Genomic DNA, 16,406 nt, shown 5'->3' with positions numbered 1-16,406 from the left:
GCGTCGCCGCACACACGACCGCGTGCGAAGGAGTGTTAAGCCTTCGGCTGTTCCGGCTGACGCAGACGGATGTGCAGTTCGCGCAGCTGACGCTCGTCGACCGGGCTCGGTGCCTGCGTGAGCAGATCCTGCGCACGCTGCGTCTTCGGGAACGCGATCACGTCACGGATCGAGTCGGCGCCGGCCATCATCGTGACGATGCGGTCGAGCCCGAATGCGATACCGCCGTGCGGCGGCGCGCCGTACTGCAGCGCGTCCAGCAGGAAGCCGAACTTCAGCTGAGCCTCTTCCGCGCCGATCTTCAGCGCGCGGAACACCTTGCTCTGCACTTCCTCGCGGTGGATACGCACCGAGCCGCCGCCGATTTCCCAGCCGTTCAGCACCATGTCGTATGCCTTCGCGAGGCAGCGGCCCGGGTCGGTCTCGAGGTACTCGAGGTGCTCGTCCTTCGGGCTCGTGAACGGGTGGTGCGCAGCGACGTAGCGCGCATCTTCGTCGTCGTATTCGAACATCGGGAAATCGACGACCCACAGCGGCTTCCAGCCGGCCTGGACGAGGCCGTTCGCCTTGCCGAATTCCGAATGGCCGATCTTCAAGCGCAGCGCGCCGAGGCTGTCGTTGACGACCTTCGCGCGGTCGGCCGCGAAGAAGATGATGTCGCCGTCTTCAGCGCCGGTGCGCTCGAGGATCGCCGCGATCGACGCGTCGTGCAGGTTCTTGACGATCGGGCTCTGCAGGCCGTCGCGGCCCTTCGCCTTCTCGTTGACCTTGATCCACGCGAGGCCCTTTGCGCCGTAGATACGCACGAATTCCGTGTAGCCGTCGATGTCGCCGCGCGACAGCTCGCCGCCCTTCGGCACGCGCAGCGCCGCGACCCGGCCGTCCTTCGCGTTGGCCGGCGTGCTGAACACCTTGAAGTCGACGTCCTTCATCGCGTCGGTCAGCTCGGTGAATTCGAGCTGCACGCGCAGGTCCGGCTTGTCCGAACCGAAACGCGCCATCGCTTCCGAGTACGGCATCACCGGGAAGGTCGCGTCGAGCTCGACGTCGATCGTCGTCTTGAAGATGTGACGGATCATGTCTTCGAACAGGTCACGGATTTCCTGCTCGCCGAGGAACGACGTCTCGCAGTCGATCTGCGTGAATTCCGGCTGACGGTCGGCACGGAGATCTTCGTCGCGGAAGCACTTGGTGATCTGGTAGTAACGGTCGAAGTTCGCGACCATCAGCAGCTGCTTGAACAGCTGCGGCGACTGCGGCAGCGCGAAGAACTGGCCCGCGTTCACGCGCGACGGCACGAGGTAGTCGCGCGCGCCTTCCGGCGTGCTCTTCGTCAGCATCGGCGTTTCGATGTCGATGAAGCCCTGCTCGTCGAGGTACTTGCGCGCCTCGATCGCGACGCGGTAGCGCAGGCGCAGGTTGTGCTGCATCTGCGGACGGCGCAGGTCGAGCACGCGGTGCGTGAGACGCGTCGTTTCCGACAGGTTGTCGTCGTCGAGCTGGAACGGCGGCGTGACCGACGCGTTCAGCACGTTCAGTTCGTGGCACAGCACTTCGATCTTGCCGCTCTTCAGGCCGGCGTTGACCGTGCCGTCCGGACGGTTGCGCACGAGGCCCTTGATCTGCACGCAGAACTCGTTGCGCACGCCTTCGGCGGTCGCGAACATCTCCGCGCGATCCGGGTCGCACACCACCTGCACAAGGCCTTCACGATCGCGCAGGTCGATGAAGATCACACCGCCGTGATCGCGGCGGCGCTGCACCCAGCCGCACAGCGACACGGTTTGGCCCAGCAGGTGTTCGGTCACGAGACCGCAGTATTCAGTACGCATCGACATGATGTTTGCTTTCGTTCGGTTTGATCAACGGGCGCCGCAACGCGCGGCCCGGGCGATGATTCTTTACTTACAGCGGCGGCTCGACGGGGCGGCGGGCGGGCGCCGGAGCCGGCGCCAGGGGCGCCACGACGCCCATCGAGACGATGTACTTCAGCGCGGCATCGACCGACATGTCGAGTTCGATGACTTCGCTCTTCGGCAGCATCAGGAAGAAGCCCGACGTCGGGTTCGGCGTCGTCGGGATGTATACGCTCACGTATTCTTCCGTCAGATGATTGAGCACGTCGCCGCCGGGCGTGCCGGTCAGAAACGCGATCGTATACGAGCCGCGGCGCGGGTATTCGATCAGCAGCGCCTTGCGGAACGCGTTGCCGCTGCTCGACAGCAGCGTGTCCGACACCTGTTTGACGCTCGTGTAGATCGGCCCGACGACCGGGATGTGGCGCACGACCGCATTCCACCAGGTGACGAGCTTCTGGCCGATGAAATTCCGCGTGGCCAGCCCGACGACGAAGATGAACGCGAGCGTCAGCACCGCGCCGATCCCCGGCAGGTGGAAGCCGAGCATCCGCTCGGGCTGCCACGATTCGGGCAGCAGGAGCAGCGTCTGGTCCATCGTGCCGATGATGAGACCGAGCACCCACAGCGTGATCGCGAGCGGGACGAGAACCAGCAGGCCGGTCAGAAACACCGATTTCAGGGTCGTCTTTTTCATCATCTGCCGTCAATGAACCGCGCCGGCGGCGCGGGGTGGTCGCGGCCCGGCCGGGCCGCGACGGTCAACTGCTGGCGGCGGCGGGCGCTGCGGCCGGGGCCGGCGCGGCACTCGTCGTCGTGCTTTCGGAACTGCTCGATGCAGCCGGTGCGTCCGCTGCGGGCGTGGCCGCCGCAGCGGCTGCCGGCGCCGCGTCGCCCGACGCCGTCGCCGGTGCGCTGGCGCCGCCGGAGCCGCCGCGGAAATCGGTGACATACCAACCCGAACCCTTCAGCTGGAAGCCCGCGGCGGTGACCTGCTTGCGAAACGCATCCTTCCCGCATTCCGGGCACTGCGACAGCGGCGCGTCGCTCATCTTCTGGAGCACGTCCTTCGCGAAACCACACGCTTCGCATCGATAGGCGTAGATCGGCATGATATTTTTCCCGCGGAAACTGGAAACGGCTTGCAAAACCTTGAATTATAGCCGAAACCTCGGCGCGCTCCGGCAACGGCCGTGACGCCCGGACATCAGCGGCGGCGCCACGTGAGCCAGCGCTCGTGCCCTTCGAACACCGGCAGCGAATCGATCACGGGCAAATCCTCGATCAGTTCGAAGTGCGGCGCGAGCAGCGCGTCGAGTTCGGCACGCTCGATCCCGAACGGCGGCCCCTTCGGTTTCGCCGTCAGAAAGAAATAGCCGGCCAGCAATCCGCCTGCCGGCAGCAGCTCGGCCATGCGTGCCGCATAGTCGGCGCGCAGGCCCGGCGGCAGCGCGCACAGGAACGCGCGCTCGTACACCCACTGCACGTCGAACGGCGGCCGGTACGTGAAGAAATCGGCCTGCTCGACGACGTCCGCATGCGCGCCGAGCCGCGCCTTCGCGGCAGCCACCGCCTGCGCGGCGAAATCGATCGCACGCACGGGCCAGCCGGCCTGCGCGAGCCACCCGGCCTCCTGCGCACTGCCGCAACCGGGAATCAGCACCGCGCACGGCTCGAGCCGGTGCGCGAACACGCGAAAGCCGTCCGGAACGCCGCCGAATTCCCACGGCGTCACGCCGCGCTCGAAACGCTCGTCCCAGAACGACGCGTTGCCGGGGTCGCGCGTCGCGAAATCGGCGGCCGCCGGTGCGGCCGGTTGCTTCGGATCGGACATCGCCCTGCTCCTTTCGGTCATGCGCCGTACGCGAGCGCGAGCAGCACGCGCGCGACGAGCGCCCCGACGCCGACGGCGAGGCCGAAGATCAGCAGCGCCTGCAGCAGCCGGTTGGTACGCTTCTGCTCGACGAGGACCTGGCGCATCAGGTCCTCGCTCGCGGCACGCGGCGCGTCATGGCGCGCCGCCATCGCGTGATGGATCAGGCGCGGCAGTTGCGGCAGCGTCTTGCTCCACTGCGGCGCCTCGACCTTGAAACGCTCGTACCAGCCGCGCAGGCCGATCTGCTCGGTCATCCAGCGCTCGAGGTAAGGCTTCGCGGTCTTCCACAGGTCGAGTTCGGGGTCGAGCGAGCGGCCGAGCCCTTCGACGTTCAGCATGGTCTTCTGCAGCAGCACGAGCTGCGGCTGGATCTCGACGTTGAAGCGGCGCGACGTCGAGAACAGGCGCATCAGCACCTGGCCGAGCGAGATGTCCTTCAGCGCACGGTCGAAATACGGCTCGCACACCGCGCGAATCGCGCTTTCGAGCTCCTCGACGCGCGTCTCGGGCGGCACCCAGCCCGATTCGAGGTGGAGCGTCGCGACGCGGTGATAGTCGCGCTTGAAGAACGCGAGGAAGTTCTGCGCGAGGTAATTCTTGTCGAAATCGGACAGCGCGCCGACGATCCCGAAATCGAGCGCGATGTAGCGGCCGAACGTGTTCGGGTCGAGGCTCACCTGGATGTTGCCGGGGTGCATGTCCGCATGGAAGAAGCCGTCGCGGAACACCTGCGTGAAGAAGATCTCGACGCCTTCGCGCGCGAGCTTCTTGATGTCGACGCCGGCCGATCGCAGCGTCTCGACCTGGCTGATCGGCACGCCGGTCATGCGCTCCATCACGAGCACCTGCGACGTCGAGAAATCCCAGAACATCTCGGGCACGAGCAGCAGGTCGAGGCCCGCGAAATTGCGGCGCAACTGGCTGCCGTTCGCGGCCTCGCGCATCAGGTCGAGCTCGTCGTGCAGGTACTTGTCGAATTCGGCGACGACCTCGCGCGGCTTCAGGCGCCGGCCATCGGCCCACATGCGCTCGGTCCAGATGGCGATGTCGCGCATCAGCGCGAGATCCGAATCGATCACGGACAGCATGTTCGGGCGCAGCACCTTCACGGCGACGGCCTTGCCCGCGTGCAAGCCCTGCTTGAGTTTCGCGAAATGCACCTGCGCGATCGACGCGCTCGCGATCGGCTCGCGCTCGAATTCGTCGAACAGCTCGTCGACCGGCGCACCGAGCGACTTCTCGATGATCGCGATCGCGACCGCCGAATCGAACGGCGGCACCTGGTCCTGCAGCTTCGCGAGTTCGTTCGCGAAATCGACCGACAGCAGGTCGCGGCGCGTCGACAGCACCTGGCCGAACTTCACGAAGATCGGGCCGAGGCTTTCGAGCGCGTGACGCAGCCGCACGGCGGGCGGATCGGAGTAGCGGCGGCCGATCGTCGTGATCCGCAGCAGCAGCTTCACGCGCCGGTCGTCGATCCGGGACAGCATCACTTCGTCGAGGCCAAAGCGGATGACGGTGTAGACAATCTTGATGAAACGGAAAATGCGCATGCCCTGCGGCCCTCAGTGCGCGCCGCGCGGGCCTGAACCCGTGCGCGCGCCGATTTTTTGTTCGAGTCGCTCGACCCGCTTTTCGACCCGCGCGAGCGCATCGCGTGCGCGCGCCAGTTCAGCGTCGAAGCCGCCGAGCGCCGTGCGCCGGACGACTTGCGGATTCTCGTCGAGCCAGTACTCGGCGACGGAATCGAGCACGTTGCGGCCGGTACGTCGCGCGCGCGCGCCGGCATCGCGCACGACCGTCGCGATCCGGTGTGCCGCCGCGTCGCCGACCAGCTTCGCGAGATCTTCTTCCGGTTCCCAGCGCAGGTGCTCGGCCAGCTTCGCGATCTGCGTCGCGAACTCCGCATCGCCGTCGATCTTCACGTGCTTCATCACGGCCGCCTGGCCGCCCTGCAGGAACGCGGCGACCGTGTCGCCCGCGAGTGCGATCGACACGTCGACCTGTTGCGCATCGTGCGCGTCGACAGCCGACAGGTAGCCGTCGGGCTGCACCAGCAGCGTGAGCGTGACGGGGGGCACGTCGATCCGGGCAGTCTTGCCCGCATACGGAATCAGGCGGTCGCGCGCCCACGATTCGCGCGCGAGCAGGTGATTGACAGCAGCAGCAAAAGGCTTGGCGGCAAAGGTCATCGGGCTGGGAAAGAAAAAACCCGCGCAGGCCGGGCGCCCACGCGGGTTTCTATTGTAACGTCGGATCGTCGGCAGACCGTGCCCGACCGTACACCCGGGCGGCAAGCGGTCGCAGTGCGGCGGCGCTCGCCCGGGCATCCGGCGGCGCGGGCCGCCGGTCACGCTCAGTGCGTGTTGAGCTGCTGGATGCCCGCGAGCAGCCAGCCCTGACTGCCCGACTTCGACAGGTTCCACACTTCGTCGAACGGCGCGGCCGACGCATTCGCCGATTCGCGGATCAGGCCGTGGAAGCGCACGCTCGCCGACTGCTCGATGCCGCGATCCTCGATCGCGACCAGTTCCGCGTCGAGCTGCACGACGTCGGTCTGGTTCGACTCGTTGCCGCGCGAATCGAGGTCGATCTTGATCTCGGCGAACATTTCGGGCGTCGTGAACTCGCGGATGTCGGCCAGGTTGCCCTGGTCCCACGCAGCCTGCAGGCGCACGAAATAGACCTTCGCGCTGCGCAGGAACGCTTCGGTGTCGAAGCCGGCCGGCACCTGGAGCGGTGCGGCCGAGGCCATCGCACCCGCTGCCGCGCCGGCAGCCGCGGCACCGCCGCCGAACACGCCTTGCGCTTCGTTCGCGTAGCTGCTGCCGCTGCCCGCCTGGTTGCTGCCGGTATTGCCCTGCTGGAACGACGGGCTTTGCGAGTAGCCACCCGACGACGATGCCGAACCGCCGACCGAATACGCCGGCTCCTGCGAGCGACGGCGGTTCATGAACTTGCGCACCAGCCAGATGCCGATCATCGCGAGCAGCGCGATCACGATGATGTTCGACATCATGCCGGCAAACGCTTCGCCGAGACCGAAGTGCGACAGCAGCGCCGCGATGCCGAGACCGGCCGCGAGGCCGGCGATCGGCCCGAGCCAGCGCGAGCGGTTAGGCTGCGCGGCCGGCGCGGGCGCGGCCGGGTTGGCACGCTGCGCCTGCGACGGCGCGGCCTGCTGCATCGGCTGCTGCGCGGGCGGCGTGGCCTGGCGCTGCGTGACGGTGGAATTCTGGCGGCCGATGCTGCGCCCGCCCCCCATGCGCCTGGCTTCGGCGTCGAGCGACGCGAACGTGCCGGCCGTGAGCAGGCCGACCATCAGCAGCGTGCCGACCCGTCGAGCCCACGGCTTCGACGGCTTGCTACGGTTGAACAACGAACGCGATTCGGACATCACTTTCTCCAGATGTAAGGCGAATGTATGGAAAGAACCCCTTAGTACTTGGTTCCCATGTGTAAAGCTACCACGCCACCTGACAAATTGTAATATTTGACGGCATCGAGGCCCGCTTGTTCCATCATCGTCTTCAGCGTGTCCTGATCGGGGTGCATCCGGATAGATTCAGCAAGATACCGGTAACTTTCAGCATCTTTCGCGAACTTGTCGCCAAGCCACGGTAATACTTTGAAAGAATACAGATCGTACGCTTTTTTCAGCGGATCCCAGACTTTCGAGAATTCCAGCACCATCACGCGGCCGCCGGGCTTCGTCACGCGGCGCATTTCCGCCAGCGCGGCGTCCTTGTGCGTCATGTTGCGCAGCCCGAACGCGACCGTGACGACGTCGAAGTAGTTGTCCGGAAAGGGAGTTTTCTCCGCGTCGCACAGCAGCGACGGCGTCACGATGCCCTTGTCGAGCAGCCGGTCGCGGCCGACGCGCAGCATCGATTCGTTGATGTCCGTGTGCCAGACCTCGCCCGTCGGCCCGGCCGCCTTCGCGAACGACTTGGTCAGGTCGCCGGTGCCGGCCGCGATATCGAGCACCTTGAAGCCGGGACGCACGTTCGCCTGCGCGATCGTGAACGCCTTCCACGCGCGGTGCATGCCCGCCGACATCAGGTCGTTCATCAGATCGTAGTTGCTCGCGACCGAATGGAACACACCCGCCACTTTCTTCGCTTTTTCGTTTTCCTCGACGCTTTCGAAGCCGAAGTGGGTTTTGCTCATCGCGTTGATCCTCAGTAAATGGCAAGACGGCGCCGAGCGGGCGCCGTCGATTTCAGTGGCAGTGGCCGTGCGGCGCCGCGGCCGCCTGCATCGGGGCGTCGCGATCGGCGCCCGCCGCCTTCAGTTTGTCGAAATAGTCGCGCCACAGCGCGTCCTGCTGCGTCGCCAGTTCGTACAGCAGGTCCCACGAGTAGATGCCGGTCGAATGGCCGTCGGAGAACGTCGGCTGCAGCGCATAGTTGCCGACGCCTTCGAGCGCGGTGATCGTCACCTCGCGCTTGCCCGTCTGCAGCGTCTCCTGGCCGGGCCCGTGGCCGCGCACCTCGGCCGACGGCGAATAGACGCGCATCAGCTCGAACGGAATCCGGTAGCTGTCGCCGTTCGGGTACTGCAATTCGAGCACGCGCGATACCGCGTGCACGACGACGCCGGACGGAATCGGCGTCGTGGAAGTCAAACCGCTCATGGCTGCCTCGAATCGGTCGTTCGTTGAATTTCCTCGCGCACCGCATTGTGCAGCAGCGAGGCCTGCGCGGCGCGCGTGCGCAGCAGCGCCTCGGACACGCCGCGCTGGCGCGGCGCCCATACGGGCTGCGGGAAATGGGCGTCGTTCGAGAAGCGCGGGATCACGTGCCAGTGCACGTGCGGCACCATGTTGCCGAGGCTCGCGAGATTCACCTTGTTCGGCTGCATCACGCGGCGCACGGCCCGCTCGACCGCGTAGACCACGCGCATCAGGTGTGCCCGCTCGGGCTCGCCGAGATCGGAAAACTCGGCCACGTGCGCACCCCAGATCACCCGGCAGAAGCCCGGGTAGTCGTGCTCGCCCGTCGCCAGCACGACGCGCAGCGCATCGTCCCGCCAGAGCAGCTCGCCGCCGTCTTCACGGCAAAACACGCATTCCATCGTCGCTCCCATGTGGGCGGGCGCCCGCGCATCGGCGCCGGCGCCCGCTCTCATCCCAAGCCCGGTCGGGCGGTCGTCATGCCCGCATTAGACCAGCACGCGCTCGATCCCGCCATGGTTCGCACGTGCGACATAATCGGCCATCCAGTTTTCACCGAGCACCTGGCGCGCGATCTCGACCACGATGTAGTCGGCCTCGATGTTCGCATCCTCGTTGTAGCGCGACAGGCCCTGCAGGCACGACGGGCAGCTCGTCAGGATCTTCACGTCCGGGCCGTTCGCGGCCGCTGCGGTCGTCGCCGGGGCATCGCCGGCGACGACCGGGATGCTGCGCAGCTTCGCCGCGCCCTTGCGGATTTCCTCTTCCTTGCGGAAGCGGACCTGCGTCGACACGTCCGGGCGCGTGACCGCGAGCGTGCCCGATTCGCCGCAGCAACGGTCGTTCTTCTCGATCTTGTAGCCGTCCTTCTCCGTGCCCATCAGCTCGTTGACGAGCTTGACCGGGTCCATCGTCTTGATCGGCGTATGGCACGGGTCGTGATACATGTAGCGCGTGCCCGTCACGCCGTCGAGCTTCATCCCCTTCTCGAGCAGGAACTCGTGGATGTCGATGATCCGGCAGCCGGGGAAGATCTTGTCGAATTCGTAGCCTGCGAGCTGGTCGTAACACGTGCCGCACGACACGACCACCGTCTTGATGTCGAGGTAGTTCAGCGTGTTCGCCACGCGGTGGAACAGCACGCGGTTGTCCGTGACGATCTTCTCGGCCTTGTCGTACTGGCCCGAGCCGCGCTGCGGATAGCCGCAGCACAGGTAGCCCGGCGGCAGCACCGTCTGCACACCGGCCTCCCACAGCATCGCCTGCGTCGCCAGGCCGACCTGCGAGAACAGCCGCTCGGAACCGCAGCCCGGGAAGTAGAACACCGCCTCCGAATCGACGGTCGTCGACTTCGGGTTGCGGATGATCGGTACGATCTTGTTGTCCTCGATGTCGAGCAGCGCGCGCGCCGTCTTCTTCGGCAGGTTGCCCGGCATCTTCTTGTTGACGAAGTGGATCACCTGCTGGACGACGGGCGGCTTGCCGACGGTCGCCGGCGGGTGCTGCGTCTGCTTCTTCACGACGTTCTTCAGCATGTCGTTCGCGAAGCGCTGCACCTTGTAGCCGACGCCCATCATTACGCTGCGCGCGGCGTTGATCGTCTGCGGATTGGTCGCGTTCAGGAAGAACATGCCCGCCGCATTGCCGGCGTTGAATTTCTTCTTGCCCATCTTGCGCAACAGGTTGCGCATGTTCATCGTCACGTCGCCGAAATCGATCTTCACCGGGCACGGCGTCGCGCACTTGTGGCACACCGTGCAGTGGTCGGCCACGTCGTTGAACTCGTCCCAGTGCTTGATCGACACGCCGCGGCGCGTCTGTTCCTCGTACAGGAACGCCTCGACCAGCAGCGACGTCGCGAGGATCTTGTTGCGCGGGCTGTACAGCAGGTTCGCGCGCGGCACGTGGGTCGCGCATACCGGCTTGCACTTGCCGCAGCGCAGGCAGTCCTTCACCGAATCGGCGATCGCGCCGATGTCGGACTGCTGCATGATCAGCGACTCGTAGCCCATCAGCCCGAAGCTCGGCGTGTACGCGTTGCGCAGATCGGCGCCGTCGAGCAGCTTGCCCTTGTTGAAGCGGCCGTTCGGGTCGACGCGCTGCTTGTACGCGCGGAATTCGGCGATCTCGTCGTCGGTCAGGAACTCGAGCTTCGTGATGCCGATCCCGTGCTCGCCGGAGATCACGCCGTCAAGCGAGCGCGCGAGCTTCATGATGCGCGCAACCGACGCGTGCGCGTCCTGCAGCATCTCGTAGTTGTCGGAGTTGACCGGGATGTTCGTATGGACGTTGCCGTCGCCCGCGTGCATGTGCAGCGCGACGAACACGCGGCCGCGCAGCACCTGCTTGTGGATCGCCTGCGCTTCGTCGAGGATCTGCTTGAACGCGCCGCCGTTGAAGATCGCGCGCAGCTCAGCGCGGATCTCCTGCTTCCACGAGATGCGGACCGTGCGGTCCTGCGTGATGTGGAACACGGTCGCGCCCGGCTGCTCGTCCGCGCGATCCGCGAACTTCTCGGCCAGCGCTTCATAGCCGAGCTGCACGAGGTAGTGCTGCGCCTCGCGCAGCGGCTGGTCGAGCCGGTCGCGCACGAATTCCCAGCGCGCGCGCACGCGCTTGAGCAGTTCCAGCGCCTGCTGGACACGATCCTCGAGCAACTCGGCGCTCGGAATCTCGTTCGCGTCGTCGGTCTTGCCGAGCGGCAGGTTGCCGCCGCGGAAGAACGCTTCCAGCGCATCGACGAGCTGCAGCTTGTTCTTCAGCGACAGCTCGATGTTGATCCGCTCGATGCCGTCGGTGTACTCGCCCATCCGGTTCAGCGGGATGACGACGTCCTCGTTGATCTTGAACGCGTTCGTGTGCTTCGCGATCGCGGCCGTGCGGCTGCGGTCGAGCCAGAAACGCTTGCGCGCCTCCGCGCTGACCGCGACGAAGCCCTCGCCGCTCTTGCCGTTCGCCATCCGGATCACTTCGGACGTCGCATGCGCCACTGCATCCGCATCGTCGCCGACGATGTCGCCGATCAGCACCATCTTCGGGAACGAATTGCGCTTGCTCTTGGTCGCGTAGCCGACCGCGCGCAGGTAGCGCTCGTCGAGGTGCTCGAGGCCCGCGAGGATCGCGCCGCCCTGCTTCGACGTTTCGAACAGGTAGTCCTTGATTTCGACGATGCTCGGGATCGCCTCGCGCGCCTGGCCGAAGAATTCGAGGCAGACGGTGCGCGTGTGCGCGGGCATCTTGTGCAGCACCCAGCGCGCGGACGTGATGAGCCCGTCGCAGCCTTCCTTCTGCACGCCCGGCAGGCCGGCGAGGAACTTGTCGGTCACGTCCTTGCCGAGCCCTTCCTTGCGGAACCGGCGGCCTTCGATCTCGAGCATCTCGCTGCGCAGCAGCTTCTCGCCAGGCGCGTACGCGCCGTCGAACCACTTCAGCTCGAAACGCGCGACCGCGATGTCGTGGATCTTGCCCTGGTTGTGCTCGTGGCGCGTGACTTCGAGCCAGTTGCCGTCCGGGTCGACCATCCGCCACCAGGCCAGGTTGTCGAGCGCGGTGCCCCACAGCACGGCCTTCTTGCCGCCCGCGTTCATCGCGACGTTGCCGCCGATGCACGACGCGTCGAGCGAAGTCGGATCGACCGCGAACACGTAGCCGGCCGCCTCGGCCGCCTCGGTCACGCGGCGCGTGACGACGCCCGCGCCGGAGAAGATCGTCGGCACCTTGTGCGCGACGCCCGGCAGCTCGGTCAGCTCGACCGCGCCGAGCTGTTCCAGCTTCTCGGTGTTGATCACCGCGGAGAACGGCGTGAGCGGCACCGCGCCGCCCGTGTAGCCGGTGCCGCCGCCGCGCGGGATTACCGTCAGGCCGAGCTCGAAGCAGGCCTTGATCAGGCCCGCGATCTCGGCTTCGGTATCGGGCGTCAGCACGACGAACGGGTATTCGACGCGCCAGTCGGTCGCGTCGGTGACGTGCGACACGCGCGACAGCCCGTCGAAGCGGATGTTGTCCTTCTGCGTGCAGCGGCCGAGCGCCTTGGTCGCGCGGCGGCGCAGGTCGGCCATTTTCTCGAATTCGTCGGCGAACTCGTTGACCGCACGCTGCGCGGCGGCTTCGAGCATCTCGACGCGCACCGCGCGCTCGCGGCCCGCGTCGTCGCGGTGCGCGGTGAGATCCGCGCTGCGGCGCTTGCCGATCTCGGTCAGGCGGTGGTTCAGCGCCTCGATCAGCAGCGCGCGGCGCTTCGGGTTGTCGAGCAGGTCGTCCTGCAGATACGGATTGCGGCGCACGACCCAGATATCGCCGAGCACTTCATACAGCATCCGTGCCGAGCGACCCGTACGGCGTTCGGCGCGCAGTTCGTCGAGCACCGACCACGCCTCTTCGCCGAGCAGGCGGATCACGATCTCGCGATCCGAGAAGGACGTGTAGTTGTAGGGGATCTCGCGCAACCGGGGCGCGGGGTCGGCGGCGACGGCGGCGGCCGCGCCATTCGGATCGAAAACTTGTGGTGCGTTCATGTTCGGACGACTCGGAGGGCCGATACCCCGTGCACGGGCGTCGGCAAGCGCGTGGGCGCAATCTTGGGGAAATCTGTTCTGTTACCAGGCGCGCGGCTGTCCTTCATGGGGCCGGAGCGGGCGTTGATTCGCCCCTCCTGGCCGGCGACAGGGCCTGGCGGCACTCGGAACCATCAGCACGATCGCGCGCGGCGCGCGTGCCGTTCCGCCGCGGGGCTGGCTGCGCGCGGCGTCGGCTTCAACGGGGCGATCCGAGGGTGCCTCTGCATCTTCCGATCCTTGATTCAAAACGGAATTCTAACCCATGATCGGGCCATGCGTGACACGCCGGACAGGTCGTGGGGCTATCCCCGCAAGCCGCGCCAGGCCTGGTTCGGCGCGGATTCGTGCGATCATTCGCCGCCCGTCCGGTCGGTAACCGCGCGGTTAAACCGGTAAAAACGGGACGCCCGGCGTCGCGAATGCGCCGCCCGCGCCGCCCCGCGACCGCTCGCCCGGCATGCCGCTTGCGTGCGGGCGGACCCTTGGCGCTATCATTGACATTTTACCGTCTGCTTCCGCACTGCACGCGAGCGCCCATGGCATCCCACGATTACCTGAAGAAAATCCTCACCGCGCGCGTCTACGACGTCGCGATCGAGACGGAACTCGAACCCGCCCGCAACCTGTCGGCCCGGCTGCGCAATGCCGTCTACCTGAAGCGCGAGGACAACCAGCCGGTGTTCTCGTTCAAGCTGCGCGGCGCGTACAACAAGATGGCGCACATTCCAGCCGACGCGCTTGCGCGCGGCGTGATTACCGCGTCGGCGGGCAATCACGCGCAGGGCGTCGCGTTCTCGGCGGCCCGGATGGGCGTCAAGGCGGTGATCGTCGTACCCGTCACGACGCCGCAGGTGAAAGTGGACGCGGTGCGCGCGCACGGCGGCCCGGGCGTCGAGGTGATCCAGGCCGGCGAGTCGTACAGCGACGCGTACGCGCATGCGGTCAAGGTGCAGGAAGAGCGCGGCCTCACGTTCGTCCACCCGTTCGACGATCCTTACGTGATCGCCGGCCAGGGCACCATCGCGATGGAGATCCTGCGCCAGCACCAGGGCCCGATCCACGCGATCTTCGTGCCGATCGGCGGCGGCGGCCTCGCGTCCGGCGTCGCCGCATACGTGAAGGCCGTGCGCCCGGAGATCAAGGTGATCGGCGTGCAGGCCGAGGATTCGTGCGCGATGGCGCAGTCGCTGAAGGCCGGTGAACGCGTCGAGCTGACCGAGGTCGGCCTGTTCGCGGACGGCACCGCGGTGAAGCTCGTCGGCGAGGAAACCTTCCGGCTGTGCCGCGAATACCTGGACGGCGTCGTGACCGTCGACACCGACGCACTGTGCGCGGCGATCAAGGACGTGTTCCAGGATACCCGCAGCGTACTCGAGCCGTCCGGCGCGCTCGCGGTCGCGGGCGCGAAGCTGTACGCGGAACGCGAGGGGATCGAGAACCAGGCGCTCGTCGCGGTCACGTCCGGCGCGAACATGAATTTCGACCGGATGCGCTTCGTCGCCGAGCGCGCGGAGGTCGGCGAGGCGCGCGAAGCCGTGTTCGCGGTCACGATCCCCGAGGAGCGCGGCAGCTTCAAGCGCTTCTGCTCGCTCGTCGGCGACCGCAACGTCACCGAGTTCAACTACCGGATCGCCGATGCGCAGTCCGCGCACATCTTCGTCGGCGTGCAGATCCGCCGGCGCGGCGAATCGGCGGAGATCGCCGCGAACTTCGAGTCGCACGGCTTCAAGACCGTCGACCTGACCCACGACGAGCTGTCGAAGGAACATATCCGCTACATGGTCGGCGGCCGCTCGCCGCTCGCGCTCGACGAGCGCCTGTTCCGCTTCGAATTCCCGGAGCGGCCGGGCGCGCTGATGAAGTTCCTGTCGTCGATGGCGCCGGACTGGAACATCAGCCTGTTCCACTACCGCAACCAGGGCGCGGACTACAGCTCGATCCTCGTCGGGCTGCAGGTGCCGCAGGCCGATCGCGCCGAGTTCGAGGGCTTCCTCGCGGCACTCGGCTATCCGTATGTCGAAGAGAGCGCCAACCCGGCTTACCGCCTCTTCCTGTCGTAAAGGCGTCACGCAATGAATCCCGAACATTCCCCGCTCGGCAAGGCCACCGTCTACGCAGCCCGGTACGATGCGTCGCTGCTGTTCCCGATCCCGCGCGCGGGCGCGCGCGAGCAGCTCGGCATCGCGTCGGCGCTGCCGTTCTTCGGCACCGACATCTGGAATGCGTACGAGCTGTCGTGGCTCAACGCGCGCGGCAAGCCGCAGGTCGCGGTCGCGACGTTCTTCGTGCCGGCCGAATCGCCGAACATCGTCGAATCGAAGTCGTTCAAGCTGTATCTCGGTTCGTTCGCACAATCTAAGTTCGACTCGGTCGACGCGGTGCGCGACGTGCTCAAGCGCGACGTGTCGGCCGCGTGCGGCGCGAGCGTGTCGGTGCAGCTCGTGTCGCCGCACGATTTCGGCAAGCTCGAGATGGAAGAGCTCGACGGGCTGTCGCTCGACCGGCTCGATCTCGACACCGACGTGTACGAACCCGATCCGTCGCTGCTGTCGGCCGCCGAGAACGAAGCGCCGGTCGAGGAGACGCTCGTGTCGGACCTGCTTCGCTCGAACTGCCCGGTCACCGGTCAGCCCGACTGGGGCAGCGTGCAGATCCACTACGTCGGGCCGCAGATCGATCATGCCGGCCTGCTGCGCTACATCATCTCGTTCCGCAATCACACGGGCTTTCACGAGCAGTGCGTCGAGCGAATCTTCCTCGACATCCTGCATGCGTGCAAACCGGTGAAGCTCGCGGTGTACGCGCGTTACACGCGCCGCGGCGGGCTCGACATCAACCCGTTCCGCACGAACTACAACCAGCCGATGCCGGACAACGCGCGGACGGCGCGGCAGTGAGGGCGGCAGGTGGCGAGCGTCACTCAAATGGCCGCGGGCTGACGTTCTCTGCCCTCCAAACTTCGATGCGCATACGCTCTTCGGGTTGTAGTTGTCGGTTACTTCGTTCTTGTCCTTCACCGCACCTTACCGGATGGCAAGGTGCTGCACTTCAGATTGGAGGCGGCCTAATCCTTCGGCATCAGCGAGTGACGCCGTAGCGACGCCAATGATCAACATCAAGAATGCCAGTTACTTAGTCGGGCCTGAATAATTCGTTTTGTGCGACGCTGGCTGTTATGTCGCGACGACGGTAGCCGTCGAGCGGTTGAGCAAAGCGATCAGAACAAGGGCGTAAAAAAGCCTCAGCTTCCTGAGGATCATTCTCAGGTTGTGGCCGGCGCCGCACAGCACCGCGTGCATCGCATCGCCGAGCGCGCCTTTGAGCCAGTTCCGATCAAGTTTGCCGTCCGCCTTCATGTGACCGATGGCAGGCTCGATCGCGCTTCGCCTGCGAATCATCGCGCGCAGCCCTCGCGTGATACCGCGCCGCAATCCCGGGTGGTA

The 16,406-nt window shown here is 66.3% G+C and carries 13 protein-coding genes and 1 pseudogene; 2 read left to right on the top strand and 12 right to left on the bottom strand.

Annotation, left to right across the window (positions count from 1 at the left end; translation table 11 throughout):
• Positions 1 to 35: 35 nt before the first annotated feature.
• The 11 genes from aspS to BT264_RS29955 form a co-directional block, all read right to left on the bottom strand.
• Positions 36 to 1,838 (bottom strand): aspartate--tRNA ligase, encoded by a 1,803-nt coding sequence (gene aspS / locus BT264_RS30005; RefSeq protein ID WP_034179002.1) that lies wholly within the window; start codon positions 1,836 to 1,838, stop codon positions 36 to 38.
• A gap of 67 nt (positions 1,839 to 1,905) precedes the next feature.
• The gene (locus BT264_RS30000) at positions 1,906 to 2,556 is read right to left on the bottom strand and encodes a DUF502 domain-containing protein (protein ID WP_072443501.1); all 651 of its coding nucleotides are present in this window, start codon (positions 2,554 to 2,556) and stop codon (positions 1,906 to 1,908) included.
• 61 nt (positions 2,557 to 2,617) lie between these two features.
• Positions 2,618 to 2,968: an FmdB family zinc ribbon protein gene (locus BT264_RS29995; protein ID WP_047898999.1), complete on the bottom strand. Its 351-nt coding sequence runs from the start codon at positions 2,966 to 2,968 to the stop codon at positions 2,618 to 2,620.
• Between the two features lie 95 nt (positions 2,969 to 3,063).
• Positions 3,064 to 3,690 (bottom strand): class I SAM-dependent methyltransferase, encoded by a 627-nt coding sequence (locus BT264_RS29990; RefSeq protein WP_072443503.1) that lies wholly within the window; start codon positions 3,688 to 3,690, stop codon positions 3,064 to 3,066.
• A gap of 17 nt (positions 3,691 to 3,707) precedes the next feature.
• Complete coding sequence (gene ubiB, locus BT264_RS29985; RefSeq protein WP_072443505.1) at positions 3,708 to 5,285, bottom strand: ubiquinone biosynthesis regulatory protein kinase UbiB; 1,578 nt, start codon at positions 5,283 to 5,285, stop codon at positions 3,708 to 3,710.
• A gap of 12 nt (positions 5,286 to 5,297) precedes the next feature.
• On the bottom strand, positions 5,298 to 5,924 hold the full coding sequence (locus tag BT264_RS29980; RefSeq protein ID WP_072443507.1) for a ubiquinone biosynthesis accessory factor UbiJ: 627 nt from the start codon (positions 5,922 to 5,924) through the stop codon (positions 5,298 to 5,300).
• A 164-nt stretch (positions 5,925 to 6,088) separates the two neighbouring features.
• Complete coding sequence (locus BT264_RS29975) at positions 6,089 to 7,129, bottom strand: Tim44 domain-containing protein (RefSeq protein ID WP_034179007.1); 1,041 nt, start codon at positions 7,127 to 7,129, stop codon at positions 6,089 to 6,091.
• A 41-nt stretch (positions 7,130 to 7,170) separates the two neighbouring features.
• Positions 7,171 to 7,902 (bottom strand): bifunctional demethylmenaquinone methyltransferase/2-methoxy-6-polyprenyl-1,4-benzoquinol methylase UbiE, encoded by a 732-nt coding sequence (ubiE, locus tag BT264_RS29970; protein ID WP_072443509.1) that lies wholly within the window; start codon positions 7,900 to 7,902, stop codon positions 7,171 to 7,173.
• Between the two features lie 52 nt (positions 7,903 to 7,954).
• Positions 7,955 to 8,368 (bottom strand): gamma-butyrobetaine hydroxylase family protein, encoded by a 414-nt coding sequence (locus tag BT264_RS29965; RefSeq protein WP_034179009.1) that lies wholly within the window; start codon positions 8,366 to 8,368, stop codon positions 7,955 to 7,957.
• On the bottom strand, positions 8,365 to 8,808 hold the full coding sequence (locus tag BT264_RS29960) for an HIT family protein (RefSeq protein WP_034179010.1): 444 nt from the start codon (positions 8,806 to 8,808) through the stop codon (positions 8,365 to 8,367). The genes BT264_RS29965 and BT264_RS29960 overlap by 4 nt, the downstream gene beginning before the upstream one ends.
• An 87-nt stretch (positions 8,809 to 8,895) precedes the next feature.
• Positions 8,896 to 12,921 carry a DUF3683 domain-containing protein gene (locus BT264_RS29955; protein WP_072443511.1) on the bottom strand — a complete coding sequence of 1,342 codons (4,026 nt, stop codon included), beginning with the start codon at positions 12,919 to 12,921 and terminating at the stop codon, positions 8,896 to 8,898.
• A gap of 578 nt (positions 12,922 to 13,499) precedes the next feature.
• Between BT264_RS29955 and ilvA the strand changes: the two genes are divergently transcribed.
• Both ilvA and queF read left to right on the top strand, forming a co-directional pair.
• On the top strand, positions 13,500 to 15,023 hold the full coding sequence (gene ilvA / locus BT264_RS29945) for a threonine ammonia-lyase, biosynthetic (protein ID WP_072443514.1): 1,524 nt from the start codon (positions 13,500 to 13,502) through the stop codon (positions 15,021 to 15,023).
• 12 nt (positions 15,024 to 15,035) lie between these two features.
• Positions 15,036 to 15,860 carry an NADPH-dependent 7-cyano-7-deazaguanine reductase QueF gene (gene queF / locus BT264_RS29940; RefSeq protein WP_072443516.1) on the top strand — a complete coding sequence of 275 codons (825 nt, stop codon included), beginning with the start codon at positions 15,036 to 15,038 and terminating at the stop codon, positions 15,858 to 15,860.
• Positions 15,861 to 16,136: 276 nt separating this feature from the next.
• Here the strand turns inward: queF and BT264_RS29935 are convergent.
• A pseudogene (locus BT264_RS29935) lies at positions 16,137 to 16,406 on the bottom strand (IS5/IS1182 family transposase); the annotation flags it as partial.

Origin of the sequence: Burkholderia sp. NFPP32, assembly GCF_900119325.1 — a bacterium.
Taxonomy (GTDB): Bacteria; Pseudomonadota; Gammaproteobacteria; order Burkholderiales; family Burkholderiaceae; genus Burkholderia; species Burkholderia pyrrocinia_C.
Note: the sequence above shows the minus strand (reverse complement) of the source record. Positions and strands in the feature narration are given on the sequence as shown.